Source organism: Pseudomonas khavaziana, assembly GCF_036704165.1.
GTDB lineage: Bacteria > Pseudomonadota > Gammaproteobacteria > Pseudomonadales > Pseudomonadaceae > Aquipseudomonas > Aquipseudomonas khavaziana.
The window spans coordinates 4,437,821-4,464,402 of record NZ_CP129946.1; the positions used below are offsets into that span (position 1 = coordinate 4,437,821).

The following is a 26,582-nucleotide window of genomic DNA, read 5'->3' on the forward strand; positions in this document are numbered from 1 at the left end:
TCCTGGGGCCGTTACTCCATTTATGCCGTGAACATATCATGCGGGTCGCTTCATCAGTATCAGGCTCTCTATACTGGGCCCCCAGGATGGTAGTTGGAGCACACCCTATGCCCGTCGCACCCAATCAAAATTCCCCCATCATTTTGGTCACCGCTCAACAAAGCGACTTGGATAATCTGGTAGCCATTCGAATTGAGGCCATGCGCGAGAGTCTGGAGCGTGTTGGGCGATTTGATCCGGTCCGTGCGCGGGAGCGGTTTCTTAGCGGCTTTGAAGCTCGCTACACACGTTACATCGAGGCAGCTGGAGAGCGGGTGGGTTTCGTGGTGGTCAAACTTCACGACAATGAACTCTTGCTCGACCACTTGTATGTAAGGCCGAGCGCGCAGGGATCAGGGGTGGGGTCTGCTGTTCTCGCTCAGATTTTCAAAGAGGCGGATGCGGCTGCCCTTCCTGTTAAAGTGGGGGCTCTCAAAGAAAGCGCTTCCAATCGCTTTTATACCCGCCATGGCTTCCAGTTCATCGAAAGCAGTGAATTCGACAATTATTATGTTCGTCAGCATGTTCCGGCGATTGGTCCAGCTTGCTAGCTGAATATGATGCACCTTAACGTACGCAAAGCTCTGCCTTTTCAACAGGTTCGTTTTCAGCTTGGCCAGCCGGGTTCAAGCGCTGCAACGCGACCAGGCACTGGCCATCGTCCAACAGAACCAGTTCATAGTCCTGACCCGCCTTTGGGGTGAACGGCGGATTTGCTGGCAGGGTCAGCGGCAGTGGTAAGGACTCTCGCTGCGCAGTTCCTCGCCACTATGGGGGATAGCCGGTAGCGGCAACCAGGACCACTGCGCAAGCTATTGAAATTGAAGGGTTGCAGGCTGGATATGTGTTAGTTCCTGCAGGTTGTGAAATCGTTATTCATCCGATGTGTCAAAAACAGCAACCCTTGGCTTAAAGAATTCTGGTTACCTGCCGCTATAGAGGTTGAGCCTTGCTGTCTTTTCTATACAAGACGACGCGCAAGGACAAGAGTCATAGTGATTATCAAATTAAAGGGATATTTATGAGATTCGCTAAACTGTTCGGGGCAGCAACTTTATTCGTCTCTATGATTGCATCTGCCCAGGCAGGCATAATCGTCACCGTGAAGGTGAAGAACTCTACGGCCGGTCCAGCCGCCTACACTTTCGAGTACTTTTCAGGGAGTGTAGCCCCCTCCCCCAGTACGATTCTACCGTCTGCAACGACAACATTTGCCCTGACCAGTGTGGCGGATACGGTTTCAGGAATGCGGTTCGTCTATACGTCAGGTAATAAGAAATGTCGTTTTGCAGCAAGCCACCAAGTCAATCCAACGACTAAAACCCCTAGCTGGACTAAAATGGGCACTAGCACTGGTTCCGATAAGGCCACTTGCAACGCCAATATCACAGCAATTCAATCGACGCCTCCCTATAACTACACCGTCGAATTTGAAATCAAATAATCCGACATTTGTATAGGCACCCTAGCTGGATATAGCTCTCGATCTATCGCCAGCGTATGGAGTATCACCATGGATATTTCGATTAAATCGTATCAAGCGAGCACACAGGCAAAGGTTTCTACACAAGAGAAGCCTCCTTCGTCCAACCCTGTAAATTTACCTTCAGGGGATGCCCCCCTCAAGACCACGGAGACCGTCACAATCTCCGATTCTGCACGGGCACTGTACGCATTAAGTAGCGCTGATGATAAACAAGCCGCTATGTCCAATAGGGATTTAAAAGGACAATATGCAAAAGGTCAGAGCGATATGTACAATTTCGGGCAGCGGATTGCTGGGGGGAATCTTAATAATGCGGATCTACTTCCCAAAACAGACGACCCAGTCCGTTTGGCGTTAGGTCAGCGGTCACTGGATTACGCAATTGGGCTTTCTAAGCTCCCGCCCGAAAAACTTCCAAACCCATTTGAAGGTATGGCTCGAAACGGGCTAAGCAATATTGTTTATGATGATTCAGGAACCTATACGGATGCAGAGCGATATGCCGCTTATGGGGAGCTTAGTAAGCAGGATGAAACCTATTTTTCCAAGTTGTACGCCAATATAACGAACGGCGGTGACAACAGTGAAATTTTCAAAGGCATCATGGACTATTTCGATGATCTTCCAGCGGTCGAGAAAGCGGCATACCCTGATGGCTTTAGGGACAGTATAAAAAGTCTTTATCAAGAGCAGTTAGAACAATCGGGGCCGCTCGCCCTTATCAAGCAGTCGACTGAAAACGACTCTGATAAATTGTCATCGAGCGTCTTCGACAAGGCACAATCACCGGAGAAGATGTTACAAGCTGTCTTAGAAAAAGCGATTGCGCTTTCGACGGTCTGAGGTCTCTCTTGGGCCGAAAGCCGTCGTTGAAAACGCTTGAGTTCAGCACCAAACAGGCTGCATGCATTTGCGGTGAGCGAAGCATTGCCTCGATCAGCTCGGCCCATTTGGTCTTATTCATCACTGACAAAGTTGTGCCGGCAGCCGACAGCTTGTGAAGCTTCACTTTAGCAGCATCGTCGGGCTCGGGAAGTTGCTGCTTGAAATTCGTGCCCCTCATTGACTCGGCGGTTCCTTCTGCAGTTTGTCGAACGTCTCCAGCGCTGCGCGGAACTCCTCCAGGGAAAAGCTTACCGGCTGGTTTTCCGCGTTCCAGCGAGTAGAAATACCCACTTCCAGCTTGCCGGAAGCGCTCCAGCCGAAACGCCGCCAATGCACGGTGTCGCCGTCGATAACCTGTTCGACCATCAGCACGGTGCAGTCGAAGTCCATATCATCGCTGCACACCAGCAGGGGTACAAGGGTGGAGCTGCCGTCCTCGCCGGGAATGAAGCGACGCCTGGCGAGGGCATCTTCTTCCTCATCCATTAACCACATTAAGGAAAGCCCAAGCAGGGCGACACTGGCGTCATTCAGGTGAGAGGCCAACCATTGCTCGATGGCCACATCGTCAATGATCAACCACGCGCAAGTGCTGCGGGAGAAGGCCGCTTGATGGTAAGCGGCGTGGATGCGGTGATGCATGAACGAATCCGTCTGTTAATAGAGCAAGCCTGGCGAGCTATTGTGCCTATTTTAAATGCGCTCATGGGTAGCAATAATTTGGTTTTGAGCAGCCGATATTTTCCATAAGCGTCGGGCCAATCTCGCAGAGAAATCGGGGGGCAGACCAGGGTCATAAAATTGTGGTCTGGCCTCGATTTTCAGGGTTTCAGCAATTCGAGCTTGGGGATTAGCTTGGCAACCAACTATGTATCCTCCCAGCCCCTGAATCACCGCTGGTTAAGTAGACACTGGAGAGCGTCCACTTCTGGCCGAGAACAGCCTCTCACCAATGACCGTTTTCGGCCAGAAGCGCACGGTTGTAGGCAGATTGCGAATCAACCAAGACGCTGCCCGTGGATCGTTGCCTTTGAAGTGTAACGAGCGTTAATGTGCCTGCTAACAAAAACTCCAACAGTAAGGAAATTATTGGATGCAGTATTTTCACATTGACAGCTGCTACGCGCCAGCGGGCAAGCGACTCCTTGAAATTGGGCAAACTATCAATACCAGCAGTCGCCCCTTCAATCCCTACTACGAGCAAATGCGCGATATCCATCATGTGATTCCCGTTGGTGGGCAGAAACGCAGACTCAAGGAGCTTCTCCTTAGCCGCGACATCGAGCAATTTCCTAGCCGAGAGCTAGCCAATAGTTTTCACAGCGTCATTGACACCTACATCCGCCTGCTCCGAGAGATGGAGTTCGAGAATATACGGAGGGAGCAGTACGCGACTCGTCCATCCCGAACTCGATGTATATGGTTGACGGACAATCTCAACGAAGCAATCTACTGGCGCAAACGTTTGAACAAGCCCAATAGCACGCGCATTGTACGGGTGGAAGTGGACGGCACCGTCCACCAAGCCGATGGTCGTTACCTGAGCGCAGAATCGAGCTCCCTCTCGGAGCTACACGTTGCAGCGCAGAGCTACTGGAGAGGAGTGCTTCGTGCCGGTTCGGAAAGAGAGTTTCTACTGGAGGGGGCGATGACAGTTATTGCAGTCGAGGAATATGAATCGCCTATTTCCTAAGTTACAGGCTCATTTTTAGCCAGCGGGTGCCTCCTAAAATACTCTGTTAGACAGAAGCGCTCTGTTGTATGTCTATGAAAGCCTGGCTGATTCAGTCCAGGCTGCCTTTGGTTATTCACTCAACAGAGACGCCCTCATTCCCGCAGCCATGGACTGATTTGCACTAGCCCTTCAACTCACCCGCCCGATTGCTCGCCGCATCGTCATACGCCACATACAGCGACTCTGCGATTTGGCTTTTGATCGCCTTGGTGGCCTCCAGCCCCAACACAAAACCCTCGGCTTTACCGCCAGCGCGGTTAAGTTCTTCATGGGTGGAGGCCCCCGTAATAGCGTCAAGCAGCTTGGCGGCGTGGGGGCCGACGCCTTTGGGGAGGGAGATCTGGTCGATGGACATTATCGCTACCTTGAAAAATTGAGTTCGGGAGCGAGTGGAACCACTGCCGGGGCTGGCATGGTAGACCTGTTTGCCATGAAAGGGGTCGCTTTACGCGCAGCGGCGCTATTCTTCGCGGTTACACAGTCAGCGTTGGGTCATTGATAAATCTGGAGGGGCTTATGGAGTATTGCGTTGAGGGCTACCGCCTTCGTCCATTGTCACGGGACGATTTCGAGCGGATCAGCCGTTACGAACGCGTCAACCGCAGGCATCTGCAACCCTGGGAGCCGCTCAGGGACGAGGAATATTTCACAACGGGCAGCGCCAAGGCGAGGGTCGAGCAGCAGGTAAACAGTATGCAAGCTGGCAACGCTCTGTGTTTCCTCTTGCTTGAACCTGAGAGCGGAGAGGTTCTAGCGCGGTGTAACTACACGAACATTGTGAGAGGCGTTTTTCAGGCCTGTCATCTCGGCTTCTCGCTGGCGGAATCGGCCCAGGGTCGCGGCCTGATGAAAAAGACCCTTCAGGTCACTAACCGTCACTGTTTTGAGCAACTGGGCCTTCACCGGATCATGGCCAATCATTTACCCCGCAATGTGCGAAGTGAACGCCTTTTGGAATCGCTGGGATTTGAGAAGGAAGGTTATGCGCGAGCCTATTTGAAAATTGCCGGCGTCTGGGAGGACCATACGCTGAGATCACTGATCAACCCTGAACAATAAGCGCGCCACCCACCCCACTCAGGAAAAAAGCCGATGCCCACCGAGCCCCTCTGCCTGGTTTTCGTCCCCGCCCTCGCCGCCGTGCTGACAGCCGCTGAATCGAAAAAAGGCGCCCCCCTCAGCGAAGTCGAAGTCTGCGATATCCGCGACCAAGCCACTTGCATTGCGGTAACCTTCTCCACCGCGCTGGCGATGGAACAAGAGCGGGGTTACCCGGATATCGTTGCCGAGGATTGCTGGAACGAGTGGCAACGCTTGCGCCCCTCGCTGCAATAACCCTCGCTCTGAACAGCCTATCGCCTGACGCCCCAACCCACTCCCAGGATTCACGGACTTGAAAAAATTACTTTCGCTTGGATGCATCACCCTGGCCTTGAGCGGCTGCACATTCACCGGCGCCAATGAAGTTGCCCCGGGTGAATACATGATCAGCAGCCATGGCAGCATCTTCAACTCCAGGGAAGGCCTGCTGGAAAATATCAACCAGAAAGCCGCAAAGGTCTGTAACGGCAAGCCTTATCGCTTGGAAGGTGACACCGGCGCCAATATGCTGGTGAGCACAACCTCCCATCTGGGCCCGACGCCTACTACCGTGCTGGGCCTGAAAGCCATTTGCGAGGGCGACAAGCCATAAGCCGTTGGAGCCTTTATGCCGCCTGCCTCACGCGACCACGCACGTATTGAACGCCGTCTCATCGCAACCCTGACCGAAGCCTGCGAAATCGCGAAAGCTGAAATACCGGGCTTCGACTGGTTGACCCACACCGTCGACTACCGCGCCTTCCCCCAAAGCCTGCGCGTGACCTGGGTGTTCGACAGCCGTGCGAGCAAGGAGCACGCCCTCTCCACCGGGGCTGACGCACGCATGCGCGAGCTGACCGCCGCGGCGCTGGATGCCGCTGGCGTGCAGGTCACGCACATGGCTCGTTGCGTCAGTTTCGACTCCGAAGAGGAATGCCATCACCAGCATGGCGGCGATTGGAGTCGGCGATTGGCCAATATGCGGGCGATCTGAAATCGGCCTTTCACTCCCCCGCTTTACACGTCAACCAGGCCCCCCAGAAAAGGCTGCTGAAGAAACGCGTCGCGTCGCCAAACCCGGCGTCGTGCAACAGTTTCTGAACCGCTGCTTCGGAATTTGGAGGGTCGGCGCCTTGGAGAATTTTCCCGAGCTTGGCCTTTACTTCGTCCGCGCTGGCTCCATGCTGGCGCCACCGTTGCCCCCAGGCCGCCAGCAGTAACGGCTGGCTCGCATAAGCATAGTGATTGCCCGCGACAATCAGCGGTGCACCCGGTTTGAGATGCGCCCGGATCGATTGCAGAATCTGGCGCTTGGCCTCATCACCCTCCAGATGGTGGAGCACACCGATCAAGGTGGCGGCGTCGTATGACGCATCTGCTGGCAGGTCTTCGAGGTGCCCAAGATGCAGGGTGGTTCTTTCAAGCAAGTGGTTTGCTTGCAACTGCTGCCTTGCTGCTTCCAGCATCGGCTGGGAAGGATCAACGGCCATGAAGCGCCAGCCCGGCTCGAGCCCGGCCATGGCTATGATCTCCTGCGCCGTACCGCCCGCGCCGACCACGAGTATGTTGGCCGAGGGCGCATCGCCAATGCTTGCCGCCAGCATGCACGCGGCCAGATCCTGGCAAGCATCATATCCCGCCAGGGCAATACGGCTCTGGTGTGCGTATTCACTGGCTCTTGAGGTATCGAATTTTTCAGCAGGGTTGGATGGGGTCGAGTTCAAGGCGGTTCTCCGTGGCCTTGAAGCAACTTACGTCACCCACAGAGATAAGAAAAATTCATTAATTTTATCTGCTGCATTCCCATAGGGAATACGCGCCGAGGCCCTCGCATGCATGCCGAACGTTCGGAGGGCTCTATAGCAATTGCCCCACTCGATCCCTATCATGCCTGCGTACGGAGCGCCCACCCCATCAAGGAGAATGCAATGAAAGCGTTAATAGCCGCGGCCTTACTGGTCACCCTGGCAGGTTGTGCATCATCGGGTAAAAGTGACCAGCAGATTTACCAGGAAGCCGCTGACGCCCATGTCATGACACTTGCTGCCGGCCAGAACACCGTGAGCCTGCCCAGTGTAAAAATTCCAAGTCATGGCCTGATCGGCGACAGCATGGCGATTGCTGCGGGCGGTGGCGCCAATGCAACGGCTCTCAAGCAAGCCCTGCTGCAGGCAAAAAGCGCGGGCGACAGCGGCTTTTTAATTATGGGTGCGGGTACCGCGCTCGACGTGGCGATTATCAAGAACGCGTTTGATTCGGTCGATTTGAGTGGCATGCGTATCTATTACGCCGGTAATGAAGCGCAGAAAGACGCAGTGCGCAGCGCGGTCGAAAAAGCGCAGGCGCATTTCCAGTACATCAGCATGCAGTGATGTTCTAACGCGCAGCCCACAGGTCTGCGTTGTGGGCTGAGGTGAGTGACGTTCCCCTCAATCCTCAGCCTGTGACAACGGCCGCGCCACCGCCTCCAGCGCCTGGCGCTCCGCCGCCACGCCCCATACCGCCTGCACCAGCGCCGCCGCGCACATCAACCCTGCGCCGATCAAATACCCAATCAGCAAACTCCCGCGCTGCTGGGTTTGTATGAGTTGCCCGAACAACGTCGGGCCGATAATCCCGCCCAGCCCGGTGCCGAACGCATAAAACACCGCAATCGCCAGTGCGCGTATCTCCAGCGGGAAGGTTTCCGCCACGGTCAAATACGCCGAGCTCGCCGCCGCCGAGGCGAAGAAGAAGATGACCATCCACGCCAGCGCCTGCTGGGTCACATCGAACCAGCCTTGCTGGAACGCGTAGCCACTCAACGCAAGCAGCACGCCGGAGATGGCGTAGGTCGCGCTGATCATCACCCGGCGGCCAATCACGTCGAACAAGCGCCCCAGCAACAGCGGGCCGCAGAAGTTGCCGAGGGCCAGTGGCAGCACGTACCAGCCGACTTTTTCGGCAGGGACTTGGTAGAAATCGGTCAGCACCAAGGCGTAAGTGAAGAAGATCGCGTTGTAGAAGAACGCCTGGGCGGTGAGCAGGGTCATGCCGACCAGGGCGCGGCGACGGTAGCTGACGAACAGGGTGTGGAAGATCTCGCCCAGGGGCGTGTGGTCGCGGGCATGCAGGCGCAGCGCTGGGCCAGTGACGGCGGGGAGCGTGTGGCCGGTGTCGCGCAGGCGCGCTTCGATGCCTTCGACGATGCGCCGGGCTTCGTCGTGCCGGCCGTGGATCATCAGCCAGCGCGGGCTCTCGGGCAGCCACAGGCGCATCACCAGGATGATCAAGCCCAGGGCGGCGCCGATGCCGAAGCACAGGCGCCAGCCAAGGTCGCCGCCGACCACTTGAGGATCAAGCAGCACAATCGCGCCGCCGGCACCGAGGGCCGCGCCGAGCCAGAAGGTGCCGTTGATGGTGAGGTCGACCCAGCCACGAAAACGCGCCGGGGTGAATTCCTGGATGGTCGAGTTGATCGCGGTGTACTCGCCACCGATGCCCATTCCGGTCAGGAAGCGGAACAGCAAGAAGGTTTCCAGGCTGAAGGAAAACGCCGTGGCGGCGGTGGCACCGATGTACAGCCACAGGGTGATGAAAAACAGCTTGCGCCGCCCCAGGCGGTCGGTGAGCCAGCCAAACAGCAGGGCCCCGAGCACCGCGCCGGCGATGTAGACGCCGCCGGCCAGGCCGATGTCGAAGTTGCTCATGCGCAGCTCGGGGCTGTTTTTCAAGGCGCCGGAGACCGAGCCGGCCAGGGTCACTTCCAGGCCGTCGAGCAGCCAGGTGATGCCCAGGGCAAACACCAGCAGGGTATGGAAGCGGCCCCAGGGCAGGCGGTCGAGACGTGCAGGCAGGTCGGTTTCGAAGACCGTGCCCATTTCGCTTTTGAGTGCCTGTTGTCGGGTCATTGCCACATCCATCCTGTGCACTTGCTCCTTCGTTATGAGTCAGCCCGCGCAGCGGGAGTTCAGTTGCGCAGGCTGAACGAAGCAGGCCCTGATGCAGTCGGAACAGCAGGCCCTAAAGGCAAGGAACCCTGCTCATGTCGTTACGCTGCGCCGCCCTCCTCAGCTTGTTCACCTTGACTGCCAGCTCGTATGCCGCGGCCCAGGAACCATTGCGCCTGGAAAACCTCAAGCGCTGTGGCGACCTGCTGGACAACCGTCAGCAGGACTGGTGCCTGAGCGTGCGCGGCCTGGGCGCTGGCACCCCGCAGTTGAAACTGGCGGGCCAGGCATTGCCGGCGAAGGCCCTCCAGCGCGACGGCAACCAGTTGCGCCTGCACCTGGACAGTGCCACCTACCAGAGCGGCCCGCTGTGGCTGGAAGACGGCCCGCGCGCCAGCAATGCCGCATGGCTCAGCCTGCGCCACAGCCAGGTGGTGGCCGCCGGGCCAAGTGAAGTCGCCAAGAACATGGACGGGTTGGCCACCTATGTCGACCTGGTCAGCGTATTGATTGAAGAAAACCACGAGGGTCGCCAGGAAGCCGAGCGCCTGGCGCGCAAGTACGGCGCAACCGTGGTGGGCAGCATTGCGCCACTGAACGTCTACCAGCTGCGCCTGCCGACCAAGGACCTGATGCAACGCGATGCACTGGTGCTGCGCCTGGGCAGCGAGACCAGCGTGGATGCGGTGGTCATCGAAGAGTCCGCAGCCGAAGAAGCCGAACAGGCCCGCCCTGAAAAGCCAAACAAGCCGGCGCCAGATTCTGATGAGTGGGCCGCCAACCGCTTTCTTGACGCCGTGGCTTACTACCAGCGACGCATCCCCGGGCAGCACACGCCTATAGCGCCGCAACCGGTGCGCATCGGCGTGATCGAGCGCGGGGTGGATTTCGACACCGCGGATTTTGCCGGCTACCTCGGCCCCTGCTCGCCCAAACGCACCTGCGTATATGCCCGCGATACGCAGGCGCCGGACAGCCATGGCACCACGGTCGCCGGCATACTCGCGGCAGGCTGGGATAATGGCGGCAACAGCGGCTTTCTGCGCGGGTTGGACAAGGCCAGCGGCGGCTTCGAGGTGATTGTCGACCGCAACTCTGATGCCGGCATTACCGCCAACATCGCCGCGTCAGTCAACCTGGTGGAAGACGGCGTGCGCGTGCTCAATTGGAGCTGGGGCATTCATCGCGTCGGCACCAAGGACGTCAATGGCAACGACGTCGATTCCCTGGTGCGCTCGGGCATCGCCATGAGCGGCTATGAAGAATTGCTGGAAGAGTTTTTCCTGTGGCTGCGCAAGGAACATCCCGACGTGATCGTGGTGAACTCCGCCGGCAATGGTTCAGCGTTTTCGGGCAGTGACGACTACCGCCTGCCCTCCTCCTTCATCACCGAACAATTGCTGGTGGTCGGCGCACACCAGCGCAACCAGCGCACCGGCATTGCCGTTGAAGACCCGGCTTACGCCGTCACACGCAGCTCTTCGAATGTGGACATGCGCGTAGACATCACCGCCGCCGCCTGCGCCCACGCTTCAACGGCCACGGCCGACGAGGAAGGCGCGGTGCATTGCGGCACCTCCTACGCCACACCGATGGTCGCAGGCCTGCTGGCAGCGATGCTGTCGATCAACCCGCAACTGGAACCCGAACAACTGCGCATGCTGCTGCGCCGCAGCGCCATGGCGATTGGCGACAACCATGATTTCGAACGCAGCGATGCCCAGGACCTCACCGCGCCCATCCTGCCATCGGAGCGCAACTACCAACTCAATGACAAGGACGTGGGCCGTTCGGCACGGCTGGATATGCAAAAGGCGTTGGACCTGGCAGTGCAGAGTCGTACGCGGGTGCGCTGAGGTTGCAGGATCGTACAAGCCTGCTGACCGCCTGCCTGGGTAGTCTGGCCTTCTCATCGACAGGAAGATCCAGCATGACTCAAGCACAGCCTGTAAATCTTACGCAAAAAGCCTCGCTCATCGACCAGCAATGGAGCCCAAGGGTGGTCGCCGAAATGAACGACTACCAGTTCAAGGTGGTGCGCATCGAGGGCGAATTCATCTGGCACTCGCACCCGGAAACCGATGAGGCCTTCCTGGTGCTCGAAGGCACGCTGCGCATCGACCTGCCGGACGGCCCTGTGTACGTGGCGCCGGGTGAGTTGTATGTGGTGCCGCGCGGCATTGAACACAGGACGGCGGCCGAGGGAGAAGCCAAGCTGATGATGATTGAGCCTAGGGGCGTTCTGAATACCGGGCATGAGGGTGGTGAGCGTACCGCGTTGAATGACCAGTGGATTTGAGCGTTGAGGCGCATGACTTCAGGTACGCCGCGGGCCCTTGTGGAGGGGGCTTGCTCCCGATAGCGGATTGTCAGTCACTGCATGTGTTGACTGAACCACTGCCATCGGGAGCAAGCCCCCTCCCACAGGGGCCAGCGGCGTACGCAAAGTTGTGTTGATACCTAACACCGCGGCCTTATCGCCTTTGAACCTGCACACTCGCAAACGTCGGTTCGTCACGCGCCTGCTCCAACGTGTTCTTGGGCCGGTCCGATACTGGGGCCGGCGTCACCGGTCGCACTGCGGCGGGCGGGTGCAGGCGCATGTCCAAGCGTTCGTCACTGGGCGCCACGCCGAAAAAATCCCGGTAGCACTTGGAGAAGTGCGGCGTGGACACGAAACCACAGATCACCGCCAGCTCGACGATCGAAATCGGCGTCTGCATCAGCAATTGGCGGGCACGGGTCAGGCGCAGCTTGAGGTAGTAGCGCGACGGCGTGCAGTACAGGTACTTCTGGAACATGCGCTCCAACTGGCGGCGGGACACTTGCACATAGGCCGCCAGGTCGTCGAGGTCGATGGGCTCTTCCAGGTTGGCTTCCATCAGGGCCACCACTTCCTGCAGCTTCGGCTGTTGGGTGCCAAGCAGGTGTTTGAGCGGTACGCGTTGGTGGTCGCGTTCATTGCGAATGCGCTCGTACACGAACATCTGCGAAATCGCCGCCGACAGCTCATGCCCGTGGTCGCGGCCGATCAGGTGCAGCATCATGTCCAGCGGGGCGGTGCCGCCGGAGCTGGTGAAGCGGTTGCCATCGAGGGTGAAGACGCTGGAGCTGACCCGCACGCGGCTGAACGCCTCCTGCATCGACGCCATCAGCTCCCAATGCACGCTGCACTGGAAACCGTCGAGCAAACCCGCCTGGGCCAGCGCCCAACTGCCGGTGCACACCGCACCGAGGCGCTTGCAATACAAGCGCGCCTGGCTGCGCAACCAGGCAATGTGGGCAGGGCTGATGACCTGCTGAATGCCGATGCCACCGCACACGATCACCGCGTCGAAGCCGCGCTGATCCAGCGCGCAGGCATCCGGCGTGACCGACACGCCATCGCTGGCCCACACCGGCCGGCCGTCGAGGCTCAGGGTCTGCCAACGGTAGAGTTCTTCGCCGGCCAACTGGTTGGCCATGCGCAACGGCTCGACCGCACACGACAGCGATATCAGCGTGAATTGGTCCAGCAGCAAAAAGCCGATGGTCTGGCAAACCGGCGCGTCAGCGTCCATCACGGCGATTCTCCACGCGGGATCAGGACTGTTCCAGCGCAACCGGCCTGGTCGCCCGATTGTGCTGGCGCGCCGTGACCAGGCCGATGAAGGAAATCACCAACGCCAGGCCAATGGTCGAGGACACTTCGGTGCGATGTTCCGGCGTCACCATCATCACCCCCAGCGCCAGGCAGATAAACACGATCACCAGGTAAGTCAGCCAGGGAAACAGCCACATGCGAAAGGTCAGCTCGATGTTCTGTCGAAGCAGGAGCCGACGCATGCGCAGTTGCGAGATCGCGATGACCAGGTACACCAACAACGCGATCGCCCCGGAGCTGGCGAGCAGGAACTGGAACAACCCCGCCGGCATGAAATAGCTCAGCAGCGTGATGCCCGCGCCGATGATAGTGCTGGCGATCACCGCCGCCCTGGGCACACCCGCTGCCGAGGTGATTTTCAGCGCGCGTGGCGCATCACCGCGCTTGCCGAGCGAAAACAGCATGCGCGAAGAAATGTAGATCGAGGAGTTCATGCAGCTGGCCACCGCAATCAACACCACCACGTCGACCATGAACTTGGCGTTGGGGATATTCATCAGCTCGAGTGCGCGCTGATAGGAGCCCACGGATGCCAGCAGCGGGTCGTTCCAGGGCACCACGGAAATCACGATGGAGATCGACAACAGGTAGAACACACCGATGCGCCAGATCACCGAGCGTGTGGCCTTGGCGATGTTCTGCGCCGGGTTGCTCGATTCGGCTGCGGCGATGGTCACCGCTTCGGTGCCGATGAAACTGAACATGATGGTGATGAACGCGCCCACCACCGCCGACAGGCCGTTGGGGGCAAAACCACCGTGCTCCTCCATCAAACGGCTCAAGCCGCTGGCTTCACGATCCGGGATCCAGCCCATCAGCACGCTGAAACCCAGGCCAATAAAGCCAACGATGGCAATCACCTTGGCCATCGCGAACCAGAACTCGAACTCGCCGTATTTGGCCACGCTGAACAGGTTGGTGATCACCAGCAGGATGATCGAGAGCAAGGCGAACAGCCAGGCATCGACCTGGGGGAACCACTGGTTGAGCACATGCCCGGCGGCCAGCGCTTCAATCGGGATCACCAGCACCCAGAACCACCAGTACAACCAGCCGATGGTGAACCCCGCCCAGCGACCGATGGCCTGGTCGGCATAGGTGGAAAACGAACCGGTGTCGGGGCGCGCCACCGCCATTTCCCCGAGCATGCGCATCACCAGTACCACCAGCAGGCCGGAGAACAGATAAGCCAGCAATACCGCCGGCCCGGCGGCGGCGATGGCGTGTCCGGAGCCGACAAACAGCCCCGCGCCGATAATGCCGGCGATGGACAACATGGTCACGTGACGGGGCTTGAAGCCCTGCGCCAGCTGACCGTTGGAATCGTTGGGAGTCAGGCTAATCATTGTTTTTGTTGTGCTCAGGCGGCCAATGACCCTCACCTTAAGTGCGCGAGGCCCGGTACAAGTAGCCTGGTTACGCCATCATCGAGTCTGATATCGACATTGGTGATGGCGATGCACGGGTTTAGCGAGCGTCGCGTCTTACTCTTGAACGCTGCGAATCAGCGCGCCAAACAGCTCCCCACGCGGCATCTTGTCCAGTGGGATATCGGCATTCTCGAACCACTCCTGGCCGGCTTCCGGATGCGGCCCGCTCAGCACCACAACGCCTTTCTGGTAGACGTAGCGCGCCGCTGCTACATCGCCATTGTGGTAAGTGGCGAGGGTCTTGTAGGGCGCGGCGGCGCTGGCCTTGGGAAAGTACGGGCCGTCCTGATAGAACACATGATCAGCCTGGCCGTCCCACGTCACCCGCACAGCACCGTCGTCGATACCGGTCACTTCAAAACCGGGGCGGCCGGCTTCGGTGTCCAGCGCCTGGGGGATCAGCCCGAGATTGTTGTCGTCCGCCAAGTAGGCGCCCATGCACAAGCCCAGGTAGCGGCCACCCTTGGCGACGTAGTCGCGGATGGCCTCGGCACGCTCGTCACCGAGACTGTCGAGGGCGCCGGGGATGTCCTGGCCGCCGCCGGGTTGTACGTAGAGGTCGTAGCGGGCCAGGGTGTGTGGGGTGATGTCGATGGGTTCGTCGGCACCCACGAAGTCGATCTGGTAATTCGGGTTAAGACGCTGCAAGGCGGTCTTCACGTTTTCCGAGCAGTCCGCGCAACCCGCTGGGCCACGGTAGATGGCGACATGGGTGATGGGCGTTGCGCCGTGTACGGGTAGCGGATGCAGCGTAGCGAAGGCAAGCAACGTGGCAGCGATGGCGGGCAGTTTCATGGGGTAGGCTCAACGGTCAGTTGACGGGGTGTGATCCAGAAGTCGCAGCGCCAAGCCTATAACGATGAGCTTTTTGAAGTGGTGAAGAGTTGTAAATCCGCGTGGGCCATTCATCCATTTCCCAGCATCTGCCACAACGACGCGCCCACGCCAGTAATGCTCTCCCCGGCGATCAGCCCTGCTGCCGCTGTGATCGCGAAGCGTTGCGTCACGCTCGGCCAGCGACAACTCACCGCCCAGGTGATCACCGCGCCCAGGGCCATCATCAGCGACACCGAGGCGGGCAGGACAAAGGCCAGGCCCAAGGCTGCCGCGCTCGGCAAATAGCGCGCGCGGTGGGCCGGCAGCGTGCTGTCGAGCAGGCCCAGCAGTACGCCAAACAGGCTGGCGATGGCGATGGCCCAACGGATGCTCGGCGATAGAGAATCCAGGCCATGGGTCAGGGTCTGGGCCACGGCTTTCCAGGTGGCCACCGCAGGGGCCGGCCACTCTTCAGTGAGCAGCATGGTTTGAGGGTCGGGAATCAACGCCAGGTAAGCGAACACGCCGACGATGCTGCCGACAAAAATCCCCAGGATCTGGGCGATCACTTGCTTGTGAGGCGTAGCGCCAATCGCCTTGCCCACTTTGAAGTCATTCATCAAGTCGGTGCATTGCCCCGCCGAACCGCCGGCGGTGTTGGCGCTCATCAGGTTGATCGGCACCTGGCCGGGCGCAACGATGCCAAAACTGAGCTGGGACAGTTGCCCGATGGCGCCAATCGGTGGAATGCCAGTGGCCCCCACTACCCGCGCCGCCACAGCGGCCAGGCAGATCGCCAGGGGAATGGTCAGCAGCGCCATGCCCAGGTTGATGCCGAACAGCAACGCCTGCAGGCTCACCACCAGCACGATCGCCAGGGCAAAACCGGCGGCAGGCCCAGGCTTGGGAACCGTCCACGGCATACCGCCAGCGGCCCGGGTCGAGCGATGCAATGCCCACAGGCGAATCGCCAGGGACGCCAGGGTAGAACACACCATCAGGCTCACCCCCGGCCACAACAGCCATTCCACCAACACCGCAAACTGCGGGCCGCTGCTGCCGGCGGGCAGGCTCACCAGCCCGTTCGCCAACAGCCACGGGCCCAGCCCTCCCCATGCGAGCAAAGCGCCGAGCAGCAGGGTCAGGCCCACGCGAATGCCGATAATGCCGCCAAACCCCAGCAACAGCAGCGAAGGGTCTGCGGTGAAGGTCAGGCGCTCCAACTGCGCACTTGGCGACCAGCGCGGGAAGGCCCACATAAAGGTATCCACCCACTTGACCAGCCCCGACAACAGCGCCGCGCCGAGCAGCACTTTCAAGCGCGTTGCGGCTTCGCGACCATGGTTGTAGATGTGCAGCAGGGTCTCCAGGGTGGCCATGCCTTCGGGAAATTTCAGTGCCTTGTCATTGAGCAATGAAGGCCGCAGGTACCACGCGATCCAGATCCCCAGGAAGCTCACCGAAAACACCCAGGCGATCATCGGCAGCGCCGCCAGTTGGTTGCCGGTGAGCAAGGTATAGGCCGGGATGGGCGCCACCAGCCCACCGGAAATGATCGAAGCGGCGGCCGAGGCAACGGTCTGGTTGATATTGCTTTCGTGCAGGGTCCACGACAGGTGCTCGCCGGAACGCCGGGCCAGGCCTTGCCAGATTCCGTAACCGATCAACAGGGCGATGATCGACATATTGAATGACCAGCCGATCTTCAAGCCTGCGTACACATTGGAGGGGGTCAGCAGTATCCCCAGCACGATGCCGGTGATGACCGCCCGCAGGCTCAGTTCGCGTTCTACGGGGACGGTTGCCGAGGTGGAGTGCATGCAGATTCCTTTCGAGAAAAACCAGTGCCGCCTTTTAAGTGAGCGCTGGGAGACTCGAAGGTTCATCTACCGTACACGGGACTGGTTCCAAATGTGGGAGGGGGCTTGCCCTAATACCTGTAGGAGCGAGCTTGCTCGCGAAAAACTCACAGGCGCCGCGTTCATTCAGGAAGCACGCGTTATCGTTGAGGCTTTTCGCGAGCAAGCTCGCTCCTACAGAGGGCAATGAGCACTAACCTTCAAGTCTGGCTATTTGGCGAACGCATATTCCCCGCCCCGCTCCACCGCCTTGCAGTATGCCGGGCGCGCCTGAAGCTTTTGCAGCCACGCCGCAAGGTTCGGGTAGGCCTGCAATTTGCCCTGGGCCTGGGCGACTTCGCCGATAAAGCTCATCTGGATATCCGCGCCGCTGAGTTCGTCGCCCACCAGGTACGGCGTGTGGCCCAGCACATCATTCAGGTAGCCCAGGTAGTTGGCCAGCTCCGATTCAATCCGCGGATGCAGCGGTGCACCCGCTTCACCCAGCCGCCCCACGTAGAGGTTGAGCATCAACGGCAGCATGGCCGAGCCTTCGGCAAAATGCAGCCATTGCACATAGCTGTCGTAGGCGTCGGTGGCCGGATCGGGTTGCAGTTGGCCGTTGCCGTGGCGGCGGATCAGGTAGTCGATGATCGCGGCAGATTCGATCAGCACACGAGAGCCGTCTTCGATCACCGGGGATTTGCCCAGGGGGTGAATGGCCTTGAGTTCAGGCGGAGCCAGGTTAGTCTTGGCGTCGCGCTGGTAGCGCTTGATGTCGTAGGGCAGGCCCAGTTCTTCAAGCGTCCACAGGATACGTTGCGAGCGGGAGTTGTTGAGGTGGTGGACAGTGATCATAGCGGGCAACACCTTGGGGGATTTAGGAGAAGACTACAGGGTAGCGGTGAAGTGCCGCGAATGTGGCTCATGAATACTGCGGTCTGCACGGTCAAATGTGGGAGATGTCGAGCTCTGGCGAGGCTTCGAAGGCGGCGGCACTCGCGACATAAATGTTGCCCGATACACCGCTATCGAAGCCTCGCTAAAGCTCGACATCTCCCACATTGGATCGGTGGCGCTCAGGCGAGCAACTGATTGATCCACTGCACCTGCTGCACGATCTCCTGCACTTTCTGCTTGGGCACCGCCTGCCGCGCTTGTTCGAGGCTGGCCAATGTCTTGCGTTTCTCGCGCAATATACGTTGCCACTTCGCCAGGAAATCCGGGCTGCGCGCCTGCATTTGCAACGGGCCGAAGTACAACTGCTCGGTGGTATAGGTCATTGCCTCGGTGCGTTCGGCGACGATGATTTCGTAGTAGAAGCGGTTTTCCCGCAGCAGCTCTTCGTGGAGGATCTGGTAGCCGTTGTCCATCAGCCATTTGCGCAGCGGCTGCTCGCCGCCGTTGGGTTGCAGGATCAGGCGTTCGCGGCCATTGAGGTGCGCCTTGCCGCTGTCGAGGATGTCGCGGATGGTCTCGCCGCCCATGCCGCACAGGCTGATGGCGGTGATTGCGTCGGCCGGCTCGATGGCCGCCAAGCCATCGGCCAGGCGCACGGTGATGTGCCGCGCCAGGCCGTTGTCTTCCACGGTACGGTTGGCGGCGTGAAAGGGGGTAGCGGCCACTTCACCCGCTACGGCCGCCGCAATGGCGCCACGACGCATCAAGGCCACCGGCAGGTAGGCGTGGTCCGAGCCGATATCGGCCAGGCGTGCGCCGGTCGGCACATGCGCTGCCACACGTTCAAGGCGCATGGACAAGGTGTGTTGGTTCAACGGTGGTTCCTTATGATTGCCCGGAAAATCGATCCCGGCTGTTGGTCAAGTGCAGCATCATGGCCGCCCGTGCGGCGTCCGGGTCCTGGCGCTTGATCGCATTGTAGATCGCCTCATGCTCCAGGTTTGCCAGTTGCCCCAGCTTGGCAAAATCCGCGCCGCCACGTTCGGCGGCCTTGACCTGGGTGCGCGGGATCATCCCGTTGCCCAGGTGCAGCATGATGTCGGTAAAAAACCGATTGCCGGTGGCCTCGGCGATCAGTTGGTGAAAGCGCTTGTCTTCCTCCACGCAACTGTCGTTGTTGGCCAACGAGGCTTGATAGTCATCCAGGGCCTGGCGCATGTGGGCCAGTTGTACGTCGCTCCTGCGCAGCGCGGCCAGGGCCACGGCCTGCACTTCCAGGCCCAGGCGCAATTCGAGCATGTTGCGTACGCTGGCGACCGTGTCCACGTGCAGGCGCAAGCCGGGCTGCGTGTGCTGCTCCAGCACGAAGGTGCCGATGCCGTGACGCGTCTCCACCAACCCCGATGCCTGCAGCTTGGACAGCGCTTCGCGCACCACGGTACGGCTCACCCCGTGTTCACGCACGATGGTGGATTCAGACGGCAGCTTTTCACCCGGCTTGAGTTGCCCGAGCTGGATGCGCTGGGTCAGCGACTCGACCACGCCTTGGGCCAGGTTGGTTGAGCGTCTACGCACAGGTGTTGTGCTTTCAATGGGCATTGTCACGGTCCACGGGGCTTGGGCTGGAGAGAGCTTATCACTCTGGATGCAAAGGACACTTCATTGCTGAAAAAACACTCAACTTGTATGACAACATCATCAGCTGCCTTTTTTATCAACAATTTTGCTCTGAACGCGACGCCCTGCCACCCCGCCCTCACCGCAGCGAAAACACCCCACAAACACTCACAAATAACCAAAATACGCAGCCAAGCCTGGCCCTTATAAACACAAAATCACTGACCTGAGCATTGCGATACTCAGAAAACCACTTGTATGATGTCTGGCAACAAAACAGCTAACCCGCATAAAAACAATCAGGGGACGTTTTCAAATGGTGAGCCATTCAAGCCCAGCATCCGCCGCACCCGAACGTGATTCGGTGCTAGACCGCGCCGTGAGCAAAGTGAAGCGCCATGTGCTGCCACTGTTCGTGATCATGTTCATCCTCAACTACATCGACCGGGTCAATATCGGCTTCGTGCGCACGCACATGGAGCATGACCTGGGCATCGGCGCGGCGGCCTACGGCTTCGGTGCCGGGTTGTTCTTCATCGGCTACGCGCTGTTCGAAGTGCCGTCCAACATGCTGCTGCAAAAAGTCGGTGCACGTATCTGGCTGACCCGCATCATGTTCACCTGGGGCATCGTCGCCACGCTGATGGCGTTCATCCAGAACGAAACCCACTTCTACATCCTGCGTTTCTTGCTGGGCGTGGCCGAAGCGGGCTTTTTCCCGGGGGTGATCTACTACTTCACCCGTTGGTTGCCCGGTGTGGAGCGTGGTAAAGCCATCGCCATCTTCCTCAGTGGTTCGGCGCTGGCGTCGTTGATCTCCGGGCCGTTGTCGGGGGCGTTGCTGCAGATCGAAGGGCTGGGCCTGCACGGCTGGCAATGGATGTTCGCCATCGAGGGTCTGGCTTCGGTGGCGCTGGGGTTCTTTGTGTGGTTCTGGCTGGATTCCAAGCCCCATGATGCCAAGTGGATGACCCGCGAAGAACAGGACGCCCTGGTGGACGCCATCGATCAGGAGCAACGCGAACGTGAAGCCCTGACCACGGTGAAACCGACCATCGGCAAGCTGCTCAAGGACCGCCAGATCCTGCTGTTCTGCGCCCTGTACTTCTGCATTCAACTGACGATCTACGCCGCGACTTTCTGGCTGCCGAGCATCATCAAGAAAATGGGTGACCTGACTGATGTGCAGGTCGGTTTCTTCAACTCGATCCCCTGGCTGATCTCGATCATTGCCATGTACGCCTTCGCGTCGCTGTCGGGCAAGTTCAAGTTCCAGCAGGCCTGGGTCGCGGCGGCCCTGCTGATCGCGGCGGCCGGCATGTTCATGTCCACCACCGGCGGGCCGATCTTCGCCTTCGTGGCGATCTGTTTTGCCGCCATAGGGTTCAAGTCTGCGTCGTCGCTGTTCTGGCCGATTCCCCAGGGCTACCTGGATGTGCGCATCGCCGCTGCCGTGATCGCACTGATCAACTCCATCGGCAACCTGGGCGGCTTTGTGGCACCGACCACCTTTGGCTTTCTGGAGCAGACCACCGGCTCGATCCAGGGCGGGCTGTATGGCCTGGCCGGCACCTCGGTGCTCGCGGCCATCCTGGTGTTTTTCGCCAAGACGTCGCCCTCTGTCGTGCAGACCCCACATAGCGCTGCACCCTCAGGCGCCACCATCAGCAAACCCCTTTGAGCGTCTATAAGGACCTTGCCATGAATACCCCTGTAGTCACCCATTTCCAGGTCATCCCGGTCGCCGGCCACGACAGCATGCTGCTGAACCTCAGCGGCGCCCACGGCCCCTACTTCACGCGCAATATCGTCATTCTCAAGGACAGCAGCGGCCACACCGGCGTGGGCGAAGTGCCCGGCGGCGAACGCATTCGCGAAACCCTGGAAGATGCACGTGCCCTGGTGATCGGCCAGCCGATTGGCCAGTACCAGCGCATCCTCAACCAGATGCGCAGCACCTTTGCATCGAGGGATAGCGCTGGTCGCGGCCTGCAAACCTTTGACCTGCGCATCACCATTCACGCCGTCACCGCCATGGAAGCCGCGCTGCTCGACCTGCTGGGCCAGTTCCTCGAAGTGCCGGTGGCCGCCTTGCTTGGCGAAGGCCAGCAACGCGACGCAGTGAAAATGCTCGGCTACCTGTTCTATGTGGGAGACCGCAACGCTACCGACCTGGCCTACCGCAACGAAGCCGACGCCGATGACGACTGGTTCCGCCTGCGTCACGAAAAAGCCCTGACCGCTGACGCCGTGGTACGCCTGGCCGAAGCGGCCAAAGCCAAATATGGCTTCAACGATTTCAAGCTCAAGGGCGGCGTATTGAGTGGCGATGCAGAAATCGAAGCGGTCACCGCGCTGGCCGAACGCTTCCCGGATGCGCGCATCACCCTTGATCCAAACGGTGCGTGGTCGCTCAAAGAAGCCATCCGCCTGTGCCGCGACCAGCATCATGTGCTGGCCTACGCCGAAGACCCCTGCGGCTCAGAAAACGGCTACTCGGGCCGTGAAGTCATGGCCGAATTCCGCCGCGCCACGGGCCTGAAAACCGCCACCAACATGATCGCCACCGACTGGCGTGAAATGGGCCACGCCATCCAGCTGCAATCGGTGGACATTCCCCTCGCCGACCCGCACTTCTGGACAATGCAGGGCTCGGTGCGCGTCGCGCAAATGTGCAACGAGTGGGGCCTGACCTGGGGCTCACACTCCAACAACCACTTCGATATTTCCCTGGCGATGTTTACCCAGGTGGCCGCAGCCGCCCCGGGTGAGATCACCGCCATCGACACCCATTGGATCTGGCAGGACGGCCAGCGCCTGACACGTGAGCCGTTGAAGATTGAAGGCGGTTACGTAAAGGTGCCGGCCAAGCCGGGCCTGGGTGTGGATATCGATATGGACGCCGTAGCCAAGGCCCATGAGCTGTACAAAGGCATGGGCCTAGGGGCGCGGGATGACAGTGCGGCGATGCAGTTCTTGATTCCGGGTTGGGCCTTTGATAACAAGCGGCCTTGCTTGGTGCGGTAAATCAGCTTTATGAACGCTCAGCGCAATTTGAGCGTTACGCAAAAAATCCGATGCCCAAACAGGCATCGGATTTTATTTCATAAAGCCAACAGTCAGATCAGAAGCTTAGCTGTTTGACCTCTGGCACGTCTGCCAGAGGTCTCTTTGCGCTACTGCCGATTGGCGACCTCCAGATCCGCCGCATCCTGCTCCAGGCCAGAGAGAGCAGTGCCATTGATCATCGGCCCATAACGGCGGCTGAATTCCCAGTTGTAGGGCACGTGGTCTTTGCTGATCCCGTTGTCCCAATTCACCGACCAGGTCATCAGGCCCTTGATCGACAATCCTTTGTCGTGCAAACGCTTGAATGCATTGGTTACGGCTGTCGGGTTGATCACATAACCGGTGGCAGCCGCGTCGACGTTCGCGGGCAGGCCAATGACGAACTTGTCTGCCGGGATTTTGGTAAACCCGCGCGTTCCGCTCACCAGGCTTTCGGTCAGGTAAAACAGGAAGTCCTCTTTCATTGCGTCGTTGTTCTGGGCAATCCAGGCGCCGTTGCCATTGTTGACCTCTTGCACCCAGATCCCGTCGCCGCCCTGGTTGTAATACTGCGGGGCGATGAAGTCGTAATAGCCTTCCAGCGCCTGGATGTAGCCGACATATTTGCCGGCGGTGGTGAGGTAGGGAAACTCCGGCGCCATGCTGATGATGAAGTGTTTGCCTTGACCGGCGTAGTGGTCCTTGACCAGTTTCAACGCGGCGGGCAGGACAGTCTTGTTGTCGGCGAAATCAATCGCGCTCTGTTCAAGATCGATGTCCAGGCCATCAAAGCCATAGGTTTCCACCAGGCGGATAATTTCGTTGGCCAGTGGCTGTTCGTTGCCTTTATGCAGTTCGATGTGCGCATCGGCGCCGCCAAGGGAAATCAGCACCGCCCTGCCCTGGCTGTTCAGCACGCCCACCTGGCGACGGAACTCGGCGTCGGAGAGGTTGTACGGCTTGAAGGTTGGGATACCGTTGCCCTTCATGAAGGCCACGGCCACCACGTTGTAAGCCTTTGGTACATCCGCCAGGCTGATATTGGCGAACTGGCCACGCTGGTAGCCATCGCTCTGGCCGGCAGGCCAGTTGTGCCAGAAGCCCATGAGGATCTTTTTGCCGGCGATGCTCGGCATCAGCGAAGCGGCATCGTTCAGTGGCGATTGCAGTGAGGTAAAGTCGATATTTGACATGTTCTAATCCTTCAGAACCTGTGGGTTTAACGGTGCGGGCTTATTTGAAGTCCACGTCGAAGGCTTGATAGAAGGCGTTGCCGGTGTTGGCGACGATCCACATCAATACGATCACATGCTGGCCCTTTTTGTTGGCCGGCAGTTTCACTTCATGATTGACCTTGGCCTTCAGTTCGCCTGCATGGCTGTAGTACGGCACCTGGGCATAGAAGTCTTCGGCGAACGGCTGGGTTTCCAGTTGTGCGCGGGTGATGCGCTGTTTCGGATCCCAGCCATCCTTGGTGATCAGCCAGCGATAGCCACGGGTGGTGTGCGGCGCGGTGTATGCCCAGGTAACCTTGAAGGTCTGACCCGGCTCGACATTGAGCAACGGCCAGGTGAAGGCGCGGCCAAGTTTCTTGGCCATTTCCTCGTGGGTGAAGTTGACGCAGTCACGGGCATCGGTCTTGCCACCGCTGAGAATGAAGCCGTCGGCGGGCGGGGTGACGCTGTCACTGTCGGTTTGATAAGGCGCCGGGAACGGACCGGCCATCAGCGCCGGGAAGTTCTTGCCGCCTTCCATTTCATTGACCTGCCAGGTCTCCAGCAGGCCGAGATCCACGGCGACTGCGCCACGGCTGGAAGGGGATGTGACACGACCATGGCGAAGAGGTGTCTGGGTTTGTGGTTTGTTCATTTTGTGACTCCATTCACTTGATTAAGAACTCTCCTTTCTTGAAGGAGAGGACCTCAACCTAACGGAGTCGCTTTTTTTTGCCACAGGCCCATTTTTCACTCATTTTCGTTTCATGAGCGCGTCGACCTGAAAACACTGGATATATAACCAGCACTATGGGAATAACCTTACGCCGCCAGAGGTCGATTTCCTACAAGACCAGGCGCACATCAACTCAGCTTCTCTCTAAAATCGTTTGATCCCGTTCGTAAGGGAATGGCCCTCTGTGGACAAAAAGGGACGTCTCTATTTTCAATCAAATAAACCGTCCTCTTTTGGGTCCATCAGGTTTTGCCAATGACGGCCGTTTTTTTAATTGCGGTCGCGGCAATCGGTTGCACCGTCAGTTCCACCCCTAATGCCAACATCAGCTTCTGGACCGTCTCATAACGCGTCTTTGAGCCGCCTTTCAGGGTTTTATACAGGCTCTCCCGATTCACCCCCGCCGCTTCGGCAACCTTGTTCACACCCTGGGCCTTGGCAATCTCGGCCAGCGCCTTCATAAGGACTTGCGGGTCATGGCACGCCATGCTTTGCGCAAGATAGGCACTGATGGTTTGCGGGCTATCAAGGAAGCGTGAAGCCTCATAGGCGCTGGTGCCGGATGTATCCAGCTCGAGGATCGGCATGTCCTCTGGTTTGAATGTCGACTTACTCATGTCATTGACCTCTCAGGGCATCGAGAATCTCTTTTGCCCGCTTGATTCCTCGTTTCTGGTCGGTTTTATCGCTCCCCCACAGCATCAGGTAAGCGGTGATGCCCGTGCGCACAAAGTAAATCCTGTAGCCGGGCCCGACAAACACACGCATTTCACTCATGCCATCGCCTACAGGCTGGCAATCGCCAAAATTGTTTTCTTCGGCTCGATCCAGGCGGATCAGTACAGCCGTTTTTCCCCACACATCCCTCATACCGTCGAGCCATGTATCGAACTCCGGCGTCCTGCCAATCGTATTGATCACAGAGTCACTTGTAGCCTACTGGCTACTCCTTGTAGATGCCAGTGAATTTTTAATGTCGGTGAGCACCGCAAGAAAAAATCCTAGTCCAGCCGCCGCGCAGACAGCCGAGCAATACTATTAGCACTTGTGTACCTTGCATCCAGAGCAGTTGATCAGGCATTGAGCCGAGGGCAGCGCCAGCCGAAAAGGGAGGGCCAATCAACGCCTATCAATGTGGGAGGGGGCTTGCTCCCGATAGCGGTGTATCTGCCACTAAGAGGTTGGCTGACCTGCCGCAATCGGGAGCAAGCCCCCTCCCACATTTTGCCCTGCGCCTGGCCTCAGAAAGCCAATGAAGTGCCATCCTCAGGAATATCCACACGCCCCTCGATGCCGTGCTGCTTGACGTAGCTACGCAACGCCTCGCGGGTCAAGGACATGTGATTGATGGCATCCATATGCACAGCCACAATCTTCGCGTTTTTCGCCACCTGTGCAGCGCGCAGCACGTCTTCCTCACCCATGATGATCGAGCCCTCATACCCCGCCATCATGGCCTTCCCGGCATTGAGCACGATCACCTCGGGGTGGAACTTCTCGATGGTCTGGTCGACCTCTTTACGCCACACCGTGTCACCCGCCAGGTATAGGGTTTTGTAACCGGGTGCTTGAAAAACCACGCCCATGGCTTCGCCTAATGGCTTTGCCAGCGCCGGCACGGCATACATCTCATCGGTGCCATGCTGGCCGCCGGTCTTGGTGATTTTGACGCCGCCAAATTCCGCTTCGTCGGTCAACACACGCACATTCTTGAAACCCTGGGAACGGATCAACTGCGCGTCTTCTTCATGCTGGGCAAACAACGGGATGTCTTTGGGCAGCGCTTTTTGTGCTGCGTCGTCCCAGTGGTCAAGGTGCGTGTGGGTGACGATCACAGCGTCGACACCGGCGATGACCTGTGCCGGCGGCTCGGTCAAGTCCACCAGCGGATTGCGCAGCTCGCTACGGTAGGTATTTTCGAAACCTGGGTAAGTGCCCTTTTTGGCCAGCATCGGGTCAATCAGAAAGGTGGTACCACCATAGGTGATTTTCACCGTCGCGTTACGTACTTGCTGAAGGTCTAATTTGTTGGCTGCATCAGGGGCAGTCGAGCCTGCCAATGCAGGCGTGGCAGCTGCGCCGCAAGCGATGCTGAAAACCAGAGGGAGCGTGGTAAGTTTCATGAGTTGAGTCCTGTTATGTATCGAGGCGTTTATTCTTGCCGAACCCCGTAACGGCCAACAGTG

The 26,582-nt window shown here is 58.9% G+C and carries 28 protein-coding genes and 1 pseudogene; 13 read left to right on the plus strand and 16 right to left on the minus strand.

The window, feature by feature from the left end; translation table 11 throughout:
* Positions 1 to 107: 107 nt before the first annotated feature.
* The 3 genes from QYQ93_RS19650 to QYQ93_RS19660 all read left to right on the plus strand — a co-directional run bounded on the left by QYQ93_RS19650 (position 108) and on the right by QYQ93_RS19660 (position 2,368).
* Entirely contained in the window at positions 108 to 590 is a 483-nt protein-coding gene (locus QYQ93_RS19650) for a GNAT family N-acetyltransferase (protein WP_338475297.1), read from the plus strand.
* Between the two features lie 398 nt (positions 591 to 988).
* Complete coding sequence (locus tag QYQ93_RS19655) at positions 989 to 1,483, plus strand: hypothetical protein (protein WP_338475298.1); 495 nt, start codon at positions 989 to 991, stop codon at positions 1,481 to 1,483.
* A gap of 69 nt (positions 1,484 to 1,552) precedes the next feature.
* On the plus strand, positions 1,553 to 2,368 hold the full coding sequence (locus QYQ93_RS19660) for a hypothetical protein (RefSeq protein ID WP_338475299.1): 816 nt from the start codon (positions 1,553 to 1,555) through the stop codon (positions 2,366 to 2,368).
* 216 nt (positions 2,369 to 2,584) lie between these two features.
* On the opposite strand, the gene QYQ93_RS19665 is transcribed toward QYQ93_RS19660, so the two are convergent.
* Positions 2,585 to 3,052, minus strand: coding sequence for a hypothetical protein (locus tag QYQ93_RS19665; RefSeq protein WP_043047544.1), 468 nt, complete (start codon positions 3,050 to 3,052; stop codon positions 2,585 to 2,587).
* Between the two features lie 451 nt (positions 3,053 to 3,503).
* Between QYQ93_RS19665 and QYQ93_RS19670 the strand changes: the two genes are divergently transcribed.
* Positions 3,504 to 4,103, plus strand: a complete 600-nt coding sequence (locus tag QYQ93_RS19670) for a DUF2441 domain-containing protein (protein WP_338475300.1) — start codon at positions 3,504 to 3,506, stop codon at positions 4,101 to 4,103.
* A 163-nt stretch (positions 4,104 to 4,266) separates the two neighbouring features.
* On the opposite strand, the gene QYQ93_RS19675 is transcribed toward QYQ93_RS19670, so the two are convergent.
* A complete protein-coding gene (locus QYQ93_RS19675; RefSeq protein ID WP_003192651.1) occupies positions 4,267 to 4,500 on the minus strand; it encodes a hypothetical protein in 234 nt (77 codons plus the stop codon).
* A 161-nt stretch (positions 4,501 to 4,661) separates the two neighbouring features.
* Between QYQ93_RS19675 and QYQ93_RS19680 the strand changes: the two genes are divergently transcribed.
* Genes QYQ93_RS19680 through QYQ93_RS19695 form a run of 4 tightly spaced genes read left to right on the plus strand, consistent with a single transcriptional unit; the run spans position 4,662 to position 6,219 of the window.
* The gene (locus QYQ93_RS19680) at positions 4,662 to 5,204 is read left to right on the plus strand and encodes a GNAT family N-acetyltransferase (RefSeq protein WP_338475301.1); all 543 of its coding nucleotides are present in this window, start codon (positions 4,662 to 4,664) and stop codon (positions 5,202 to 5,204) included.
* Positions 5,205 to 5,237: 33 nt separating this feature from the next.
* The gene (locus tag QYQ93_RS19685) at positions 5,238 to 5,480 is read left to right on the plus strand and encodes a hypothetical protein (protein WP_046071931.1); all 243 of its coding nucleotides are present in this window, start codon (positions 5,238 to 5,240) and stop codon (positions 5,478 to 5,480) included.
* Between the two features lie 58 nt (positions 5,481 to 5,538).
* A complete protein-coding gene (locus tag QYQ93_RS19690) occupies positions 5,539 to 5,838 on the plus strand; it encodes a hypothetical protein (protein WP_043047549.1) in 300 nt (99 codons plus the stop codon).
* A gap of 15 nt (positions 5,839 to 5,853) precedes the next feature.
* Positions 5,854 to 6,219 (plus strand): hypothetical protein, encoded by a 366-nt coding sequence (locus QYQ93_RS19695; protein WP_338475302.1) that lies wholly within the window; start codon positions 5,854 to 5,856, stop codon positions 6,217 to 6,219.
* Positions 6,220 to 6,229: 10 nt separating this feature from the next.
* Here QYQ93_RS19695 and QYQ93_RS19700 read toward each other — a convergent pair whose 3' ends face one another.
* Positions 6,230 to 6,949 carry a class I SAM-dependent methyltransferase gene (locus QYQ93_RS19700; RefSeq protein WP_338475303.1) on the minus strand — a complete coding sequence of 240 codons (720 nt, stop codon included), beginning with the start codon at positions 6,947 to 6,949 and terminating at the stop codon, positions 6,230 to 6,232.
* 204 nt (positions 6,950 to 7,153) lie between these two features.
* Here QYQ93_RS19700 and QYQ93_RS19705 point away from each other — a divergent pair, with 204 nt between their 5' ends.
* Positions 7,154 to 7,597: a hypothetical protein gene (locus QYQ93_RS19705; RefSeq protein ID WP_043047552.1), complete on the plus strand. Its 444-nt coding sequence runs from the start codon at positions 7,154 to 7,156 to the stop codon at positions 7,595 to 7,597.
* A gap of 57 nt (positions 7,598 to 7,654) precedes the next feature.
* Here QYQ93_RS19705 and QYQ93_RS19710 read toward each other — a convergent pair whose 3' ends face one another.
* Positions 7,655 to 9,115 carry an MFS transporter gene (locus QYQ93_RS19710; RefSeq protein ID WP_338475304.1) on the minus strand — a complete coding sequence of 487 codons (1,461 nt, stop codon included), beginning with the start codon at positions 9,113 to 9,115 and terminating at the stop codon, positions 7,655 to 7,657.
* Between the two features lie 134 nt (positions 9,116 to 9,249).
* Here QYQ93_RS19710 and QYQ93_RS19715 point away from each other — a divergent pair, with 134 nt between their 5' ends.
* Positions 9,250 to 11,010: a S8/S53 family peptidase gene (locus QYQ93_RS19715; RefSeq protein ID WP_338475305.1), complete on the plus strand. Its 1,761-nt coding sequence runs from the start codon at positions 9,250 to 9,252 to the stop codon at positions 11,008 to 11,010.
* A 74-nt stretch (positions 11,011 to 11,084) separates the two neighbouring features.
* Positions 11,085 to 11,453: a cupin domain-containing protein gene (locus QYQ93_RS19720; protein WP_338475306.1), complete on the plus strand. Its 369-nt coding sequence runs from the start codon at positions 11,085 to 11,087 to the stop codon at positions 11,451 to 11,453.
* A gap of 175 nt (positions 11,454 to 11,628) precedes the next feature.
* On the opposite strand, the gene QYQ93_RS19725 is transcribed toward QYQ93_RS19720, so the two are convergent.
* The 7 genes from QYQ93_RS19725 to QYQ93_RS19755 form a co-directional block, all read right to left on the minus strand.
* Positions 11,629 to 12,714: a GlxA family transcriptional regulator gene (locus QYQ93_RS19725; RefSeq protein WP_338477279.1), complete on the minus strand. Its 1,086-nt coding sequence runs from the start codon at positions 12,712 to 12,714 to the stop codon at positions 11,629 to 11,631.
* Between the two features lie 22 nt (positions 12,715 to 12,736).
* The gene (locus QYQ93_RS19730; protein WP_338475307.1) at positions 12,737 to 14,143 is read right to left on the minus strand and encodes an amino acid permease; all 1,407 of its coding nucleotides are present in this window, start codon (positions 14,141 to 14,143) and stop codon (positions 12,737 to 12,739) included.
* A 138-nt stretch (positions 14,144 to 14,281) separates the two neighbouring features.
* Positions 14,282 to 15,022, minus strand: coding sequence for a BPL-N domain-containing protein (locus QYQ93_RS19735; RefSeq protein ID WP_338475308.1), 741 nt, complete (start codon positions 15,020 to 15,022; stop codon positions 14,282 to 14,284).
* A gap of 110 nt (positions 15,023 to 15,132) precedes the next feature.
* On the minus strand, positions 15,133 to 16,863 hold the full coding sequence (locus QYQ93_RS19740) for an OPT family oligopeptide transporter (RefSeq protein WP_338475309.1): 1,731 nt from the start codon (positions 16,861 to 16,863) through the stop codon (positions 15,133 to 15,135).
* A 249-nt stretch (positions 16,864 to 17,112) separates the two neighbouring features.
* Positions 17,113 to 17,739 carry a glutathione S-transferase gene (locus QYQ93_RS19745; RefSeq protein ID WP_338475310.1) on the minus strand — a complete coding sequence of 209 codons (627 nt, stop codon included), beginning with the start codon at positions 17,737 to 17,739 and terminating at the stop codon, positions 17,113 to 17,115.
* Positions 17,740 to 17,960: 221 nt separating this feature from the next.
* Positions 17,961 to 18,656, minus strand: a complete 696-nt coding sequence (locus tag QYQ93_RS19750; RefSeq protein ID WP_338475311.1) for a tRNA (adenine(22)-N(1))-methyltransferase — start codon at positions 18,654 to 18,656, stop codon at positions 17,961 to 17,963.
* A 10-nt stretch (positions 18,657 to 18,666) separates the two neighbouring features.
* Entirely contained in the window at positions 18,667 to 19,380 is a 714-nt protein-coding gene (locus QYQ93_RS19755) for a FadR/GntR family transcriptional regulator (RefSeq protein ID WP_338475312.1), read from the minus strand.
* 337 nt (positions 19,381 to 19,717) lie between these two features.
* On the opposite strand from QYQ93_RS19755, the gene QYQ93_RS19760 reads away from it, so the two are divergent.
* Positions 19,718 to 21,079 carry an MFS transporter gene (locus tag QYQ93_RS19760; RefSeq protein ID WP_338477280.1) on the plus strand — a complete coding sequence of 454 codons (1,362 nt, stop codon included), beginning with the start codon at positions 19,718 to 19,720 and terminating at the stop codon, positions 21,077 to 21,079.
* A gap of 20 nt (positions 21,080 to 21,099) precedes the next feature.
* Positions 21,100 to 22,425: a glucarate dehydratase gene (gene gudD / locus QYQ93_RS19765; protein WP_338475313.1), complete on the plus strand. Its 1,326-nt coding sequence runs from the start codon at positions 21,100 to 21,102 to the stop codon at positions 22,423 to 22,425.
* 212 nt (positions 22,426 to 22,637) lie between these two features.
* Here gudD and QYQ93_RS19770 read toward each other — a convergent pair.
* From QYQ93_RS19770 to QYQ93_RS19790, 5 genes and pseudogenes are all read right to left on the minus strand, one after another.
* Positions 22,638 to 23,639: pseudogene (locus tag QYQ93_RS19770) on the minus strand (chitinase); the annotation flags it as partial.
* A 40-nt stretch (positions 23,640 to 23,679) separates the two neighbouring features.
* Positions 23,680 to 24,315, minus strand: a complete 636-nt coding sequence (locus QYQ93_RS19775) for a lytic polysaccharide monooxygenase auxiliary activity family 9 protein (protein WP_043047565.1) — start codon at positions 24,313 to 24,315, stop codon at positions 23,680 to 23,682.
* 323 nt (positions 24,316 to 24,638) lie between these two features.
* Positions 24,639 to 25,013: an addiction module antidote protein gene (locus tag QYQ93_RS19780; protein WP_338475314.1), complete on the minus strand. Its 375-nt coding sequence runs from the start codon at positions 25,011 to 25,013 to the stop codon at positions 24,639 to 24,641.
* Position 25,014: 1 nt separating this feature from the next.
* Positions 25,015 to 25,317, minus strand: coding sequence for a type II toxin-antitoxin system RelE/ParE family toxin (locus QYQ93_RS19785; RefSeq protein WP_032896084.1), 303 nt, complete (start codon positions 25,315 to 25,317; stop codon positions 25,015 to 25,017).
* Between the two features lie 320 nt (positions 25,318 to 25,637).
* The gene (locus QYQ93_RS19790) at positions 25,638 to 26,519 is read right to left on the minus strand and encodes an MBL fold metallo-hydrolase (RefSeq protein WP_043047567.1); all 882 of its coding nucleotides are present in this window, start codon (positions 26,517 to 26,519) and stop codon (positions 25,638 to 25,640) included.
* Positions 26,520 to 26,582: the final 63 nt, after the last annotated feature.

What these genes read in the sequence shown, in the direction of transcription:
- QYQ93_RS19735 (WP_338475308.1), bottom strand. Translation starts at nt 15,022, where the DNA reads ATGAAACTGCCCGCCATCGCTGCCACGTTGCTTGCCTTCGCTACGCTG.
- QYQ93_RS19710 (WP_338475304.1), bottom strand. Translation starts at nt 9,115, where the DNA reads ATGACCCGACAACAGGCACTCAAAAGCGAAATGGGCACGGTCTTCGAA.
- QYQ93_RS19705 (WP_043047552.1), top strand. Translation starts at nt 7,154, where the DNA reads ATGAAAGCGTTAATAGCCGCGGCCTTACTGGTCACCCTGGCAGGTTGT.
- QYQ93_RS19695 (WP_338475302.1), top strand. Translation starts at nt 5,854, where the DNA reads ATGCCGCCTGCCTCACGCGACCACGCACGTATTGAACGCCGTCTCATC.
- QYQ93_RS19780 (WP_338475314.1), bottom strand. Translation starts at nt 25,013, where the DNA reads ATGAGTAAGTCGACATTCAAACCAGAGGACATGCCGATCCTCGAGCTG.
- QYQ93_RS19650 (WP_338475297.1), top strand. Translation starts at nt 108, where the DNA reads ATGCCCGTCGCACCCAATCAAAATTCCCCCATCATTTTGGTCACCGCT.
- QYQ93_RS19670 (WP_338475300.1), top strand. Translation starts at nt 3,504, where the DNA reads ATGCAGTATTTTCACATTGACAGCTGCTACGCGCCAGCGGGCAAGCGA.
- QYQ93_RS19685 (WP_046071931.1), top strand. Translation starts at nt 5,238, where the DNA reads ATGCCCACCGAGCCCCTCTGCCTGGTTTTCGTCCCCGCCCTCGCCGCC.
- QYQ93_RS19730 (WP_338475307.1), bottom strand. Translation starts at nt 14,143, where the DNA reads ATGATTAGCCTGACTCCCAACGATTCCAACGGTCAGCTGGCGCAGGGC.
- QYQ93_RS19665 (WP_043047544.1), bottom strand. Translation starts at nt 3,052, where the DNA reads ATGCATCACCGCATCCACGCCGCTTACCATCAAGCGGCCTTCTCCCGC.
- QYQ93_RS19745 (WP_338475310.1), bottom strand. Translation starts at nt 17,739, where the DNA reads ATGATCACTGTCCACCACCTCAACAACTCCCGCTCGCAACGTATCCTG.
- QYQ93_RS19680 (WP_338475301.1), top strand. Translation starts at nt 4,662, where the DNA reads ATGGAGTATTGCGTTGAGGGCTACCGCCTTCGTCCATTGTCACGGGAC.
- QYQ93_RS19725 (WP_338477279.1), bottom strand. Translation starts at nt 12,714, where the DNA reads ATGGACGCTGACGCGCCGGTTTGCCAGACCATCGGCTTTTTGCTGCTG.
- QYQ93_RS19740 (WP_338475309.1), bottom strand. Translation starts at nt 16,863, where the DNA reads ATGCACTCCACCTCGGCAACCGTCCCCGTAGAACGCGAACTGAGCCTG.
- QYQ93_RS19755 (WP_338475312.1), bottom strand. Translation starts at nt 19,380, where the DNA reads ATGCCCATTGAAAGCACAACACCTGTGCGTAGACGCTCAACCAACCTG.
- QYQ93_RS19660 (WP_338475299.1), top strand. Translation starts at nt 1,553, where the DNA reads ATGGATATTTCGATTAAATCGTATCAAGCGAGCACACAGGCAAAGGTT.
- QYQ93_RS19720 (WP_338475306.1), top strand. Translation starts at nt 11,085, where the DNA reads ATGACTCAAGCACAGCCTGTAAATCTTACGCAAAAAGCCTCGCTCATC.
- QYQ93_RS19675 (WP_003192651.1), bottom strand. Translation starts at nt 4,500, where the DNA reads ATGTCCATCGACCAGATCTCCCTCCCCAAAGGCGTCGGCCCCCACGCC.
- QYQ93_RS19790 (WP_043047567.1), bottom strand. Translation starts at nt 26,519, where the DNA reads ATGAAACTTACCACGCTCCCTCTGGTTTTCAGCATCGCTTGCGGCGCA.
- QYQ93_RS19775 (WP_043047565.1), bottom strand. Translation starts at nt 24,315, where the DNA reads ATGAACAAACCACAAACCCAGACACCTCTTCGCCATGGTCGTGTCACA.
- QYQ93_RS19715 (WP_338475305.1), top strand. Translation starts at nt 9,250, where the DNA reads ATGTCGTTACGCTGCGCCGCCCTCCTCAGCTTGTTCACCTTGACTGCC.
- gudD (WP_338475313.1), top strand. Translation starts at nt 21,100, where the DNA reads ATGAATACCCCTGTAGTCACCCATTTCCAGGTCATCCCGGTCGCCGGC.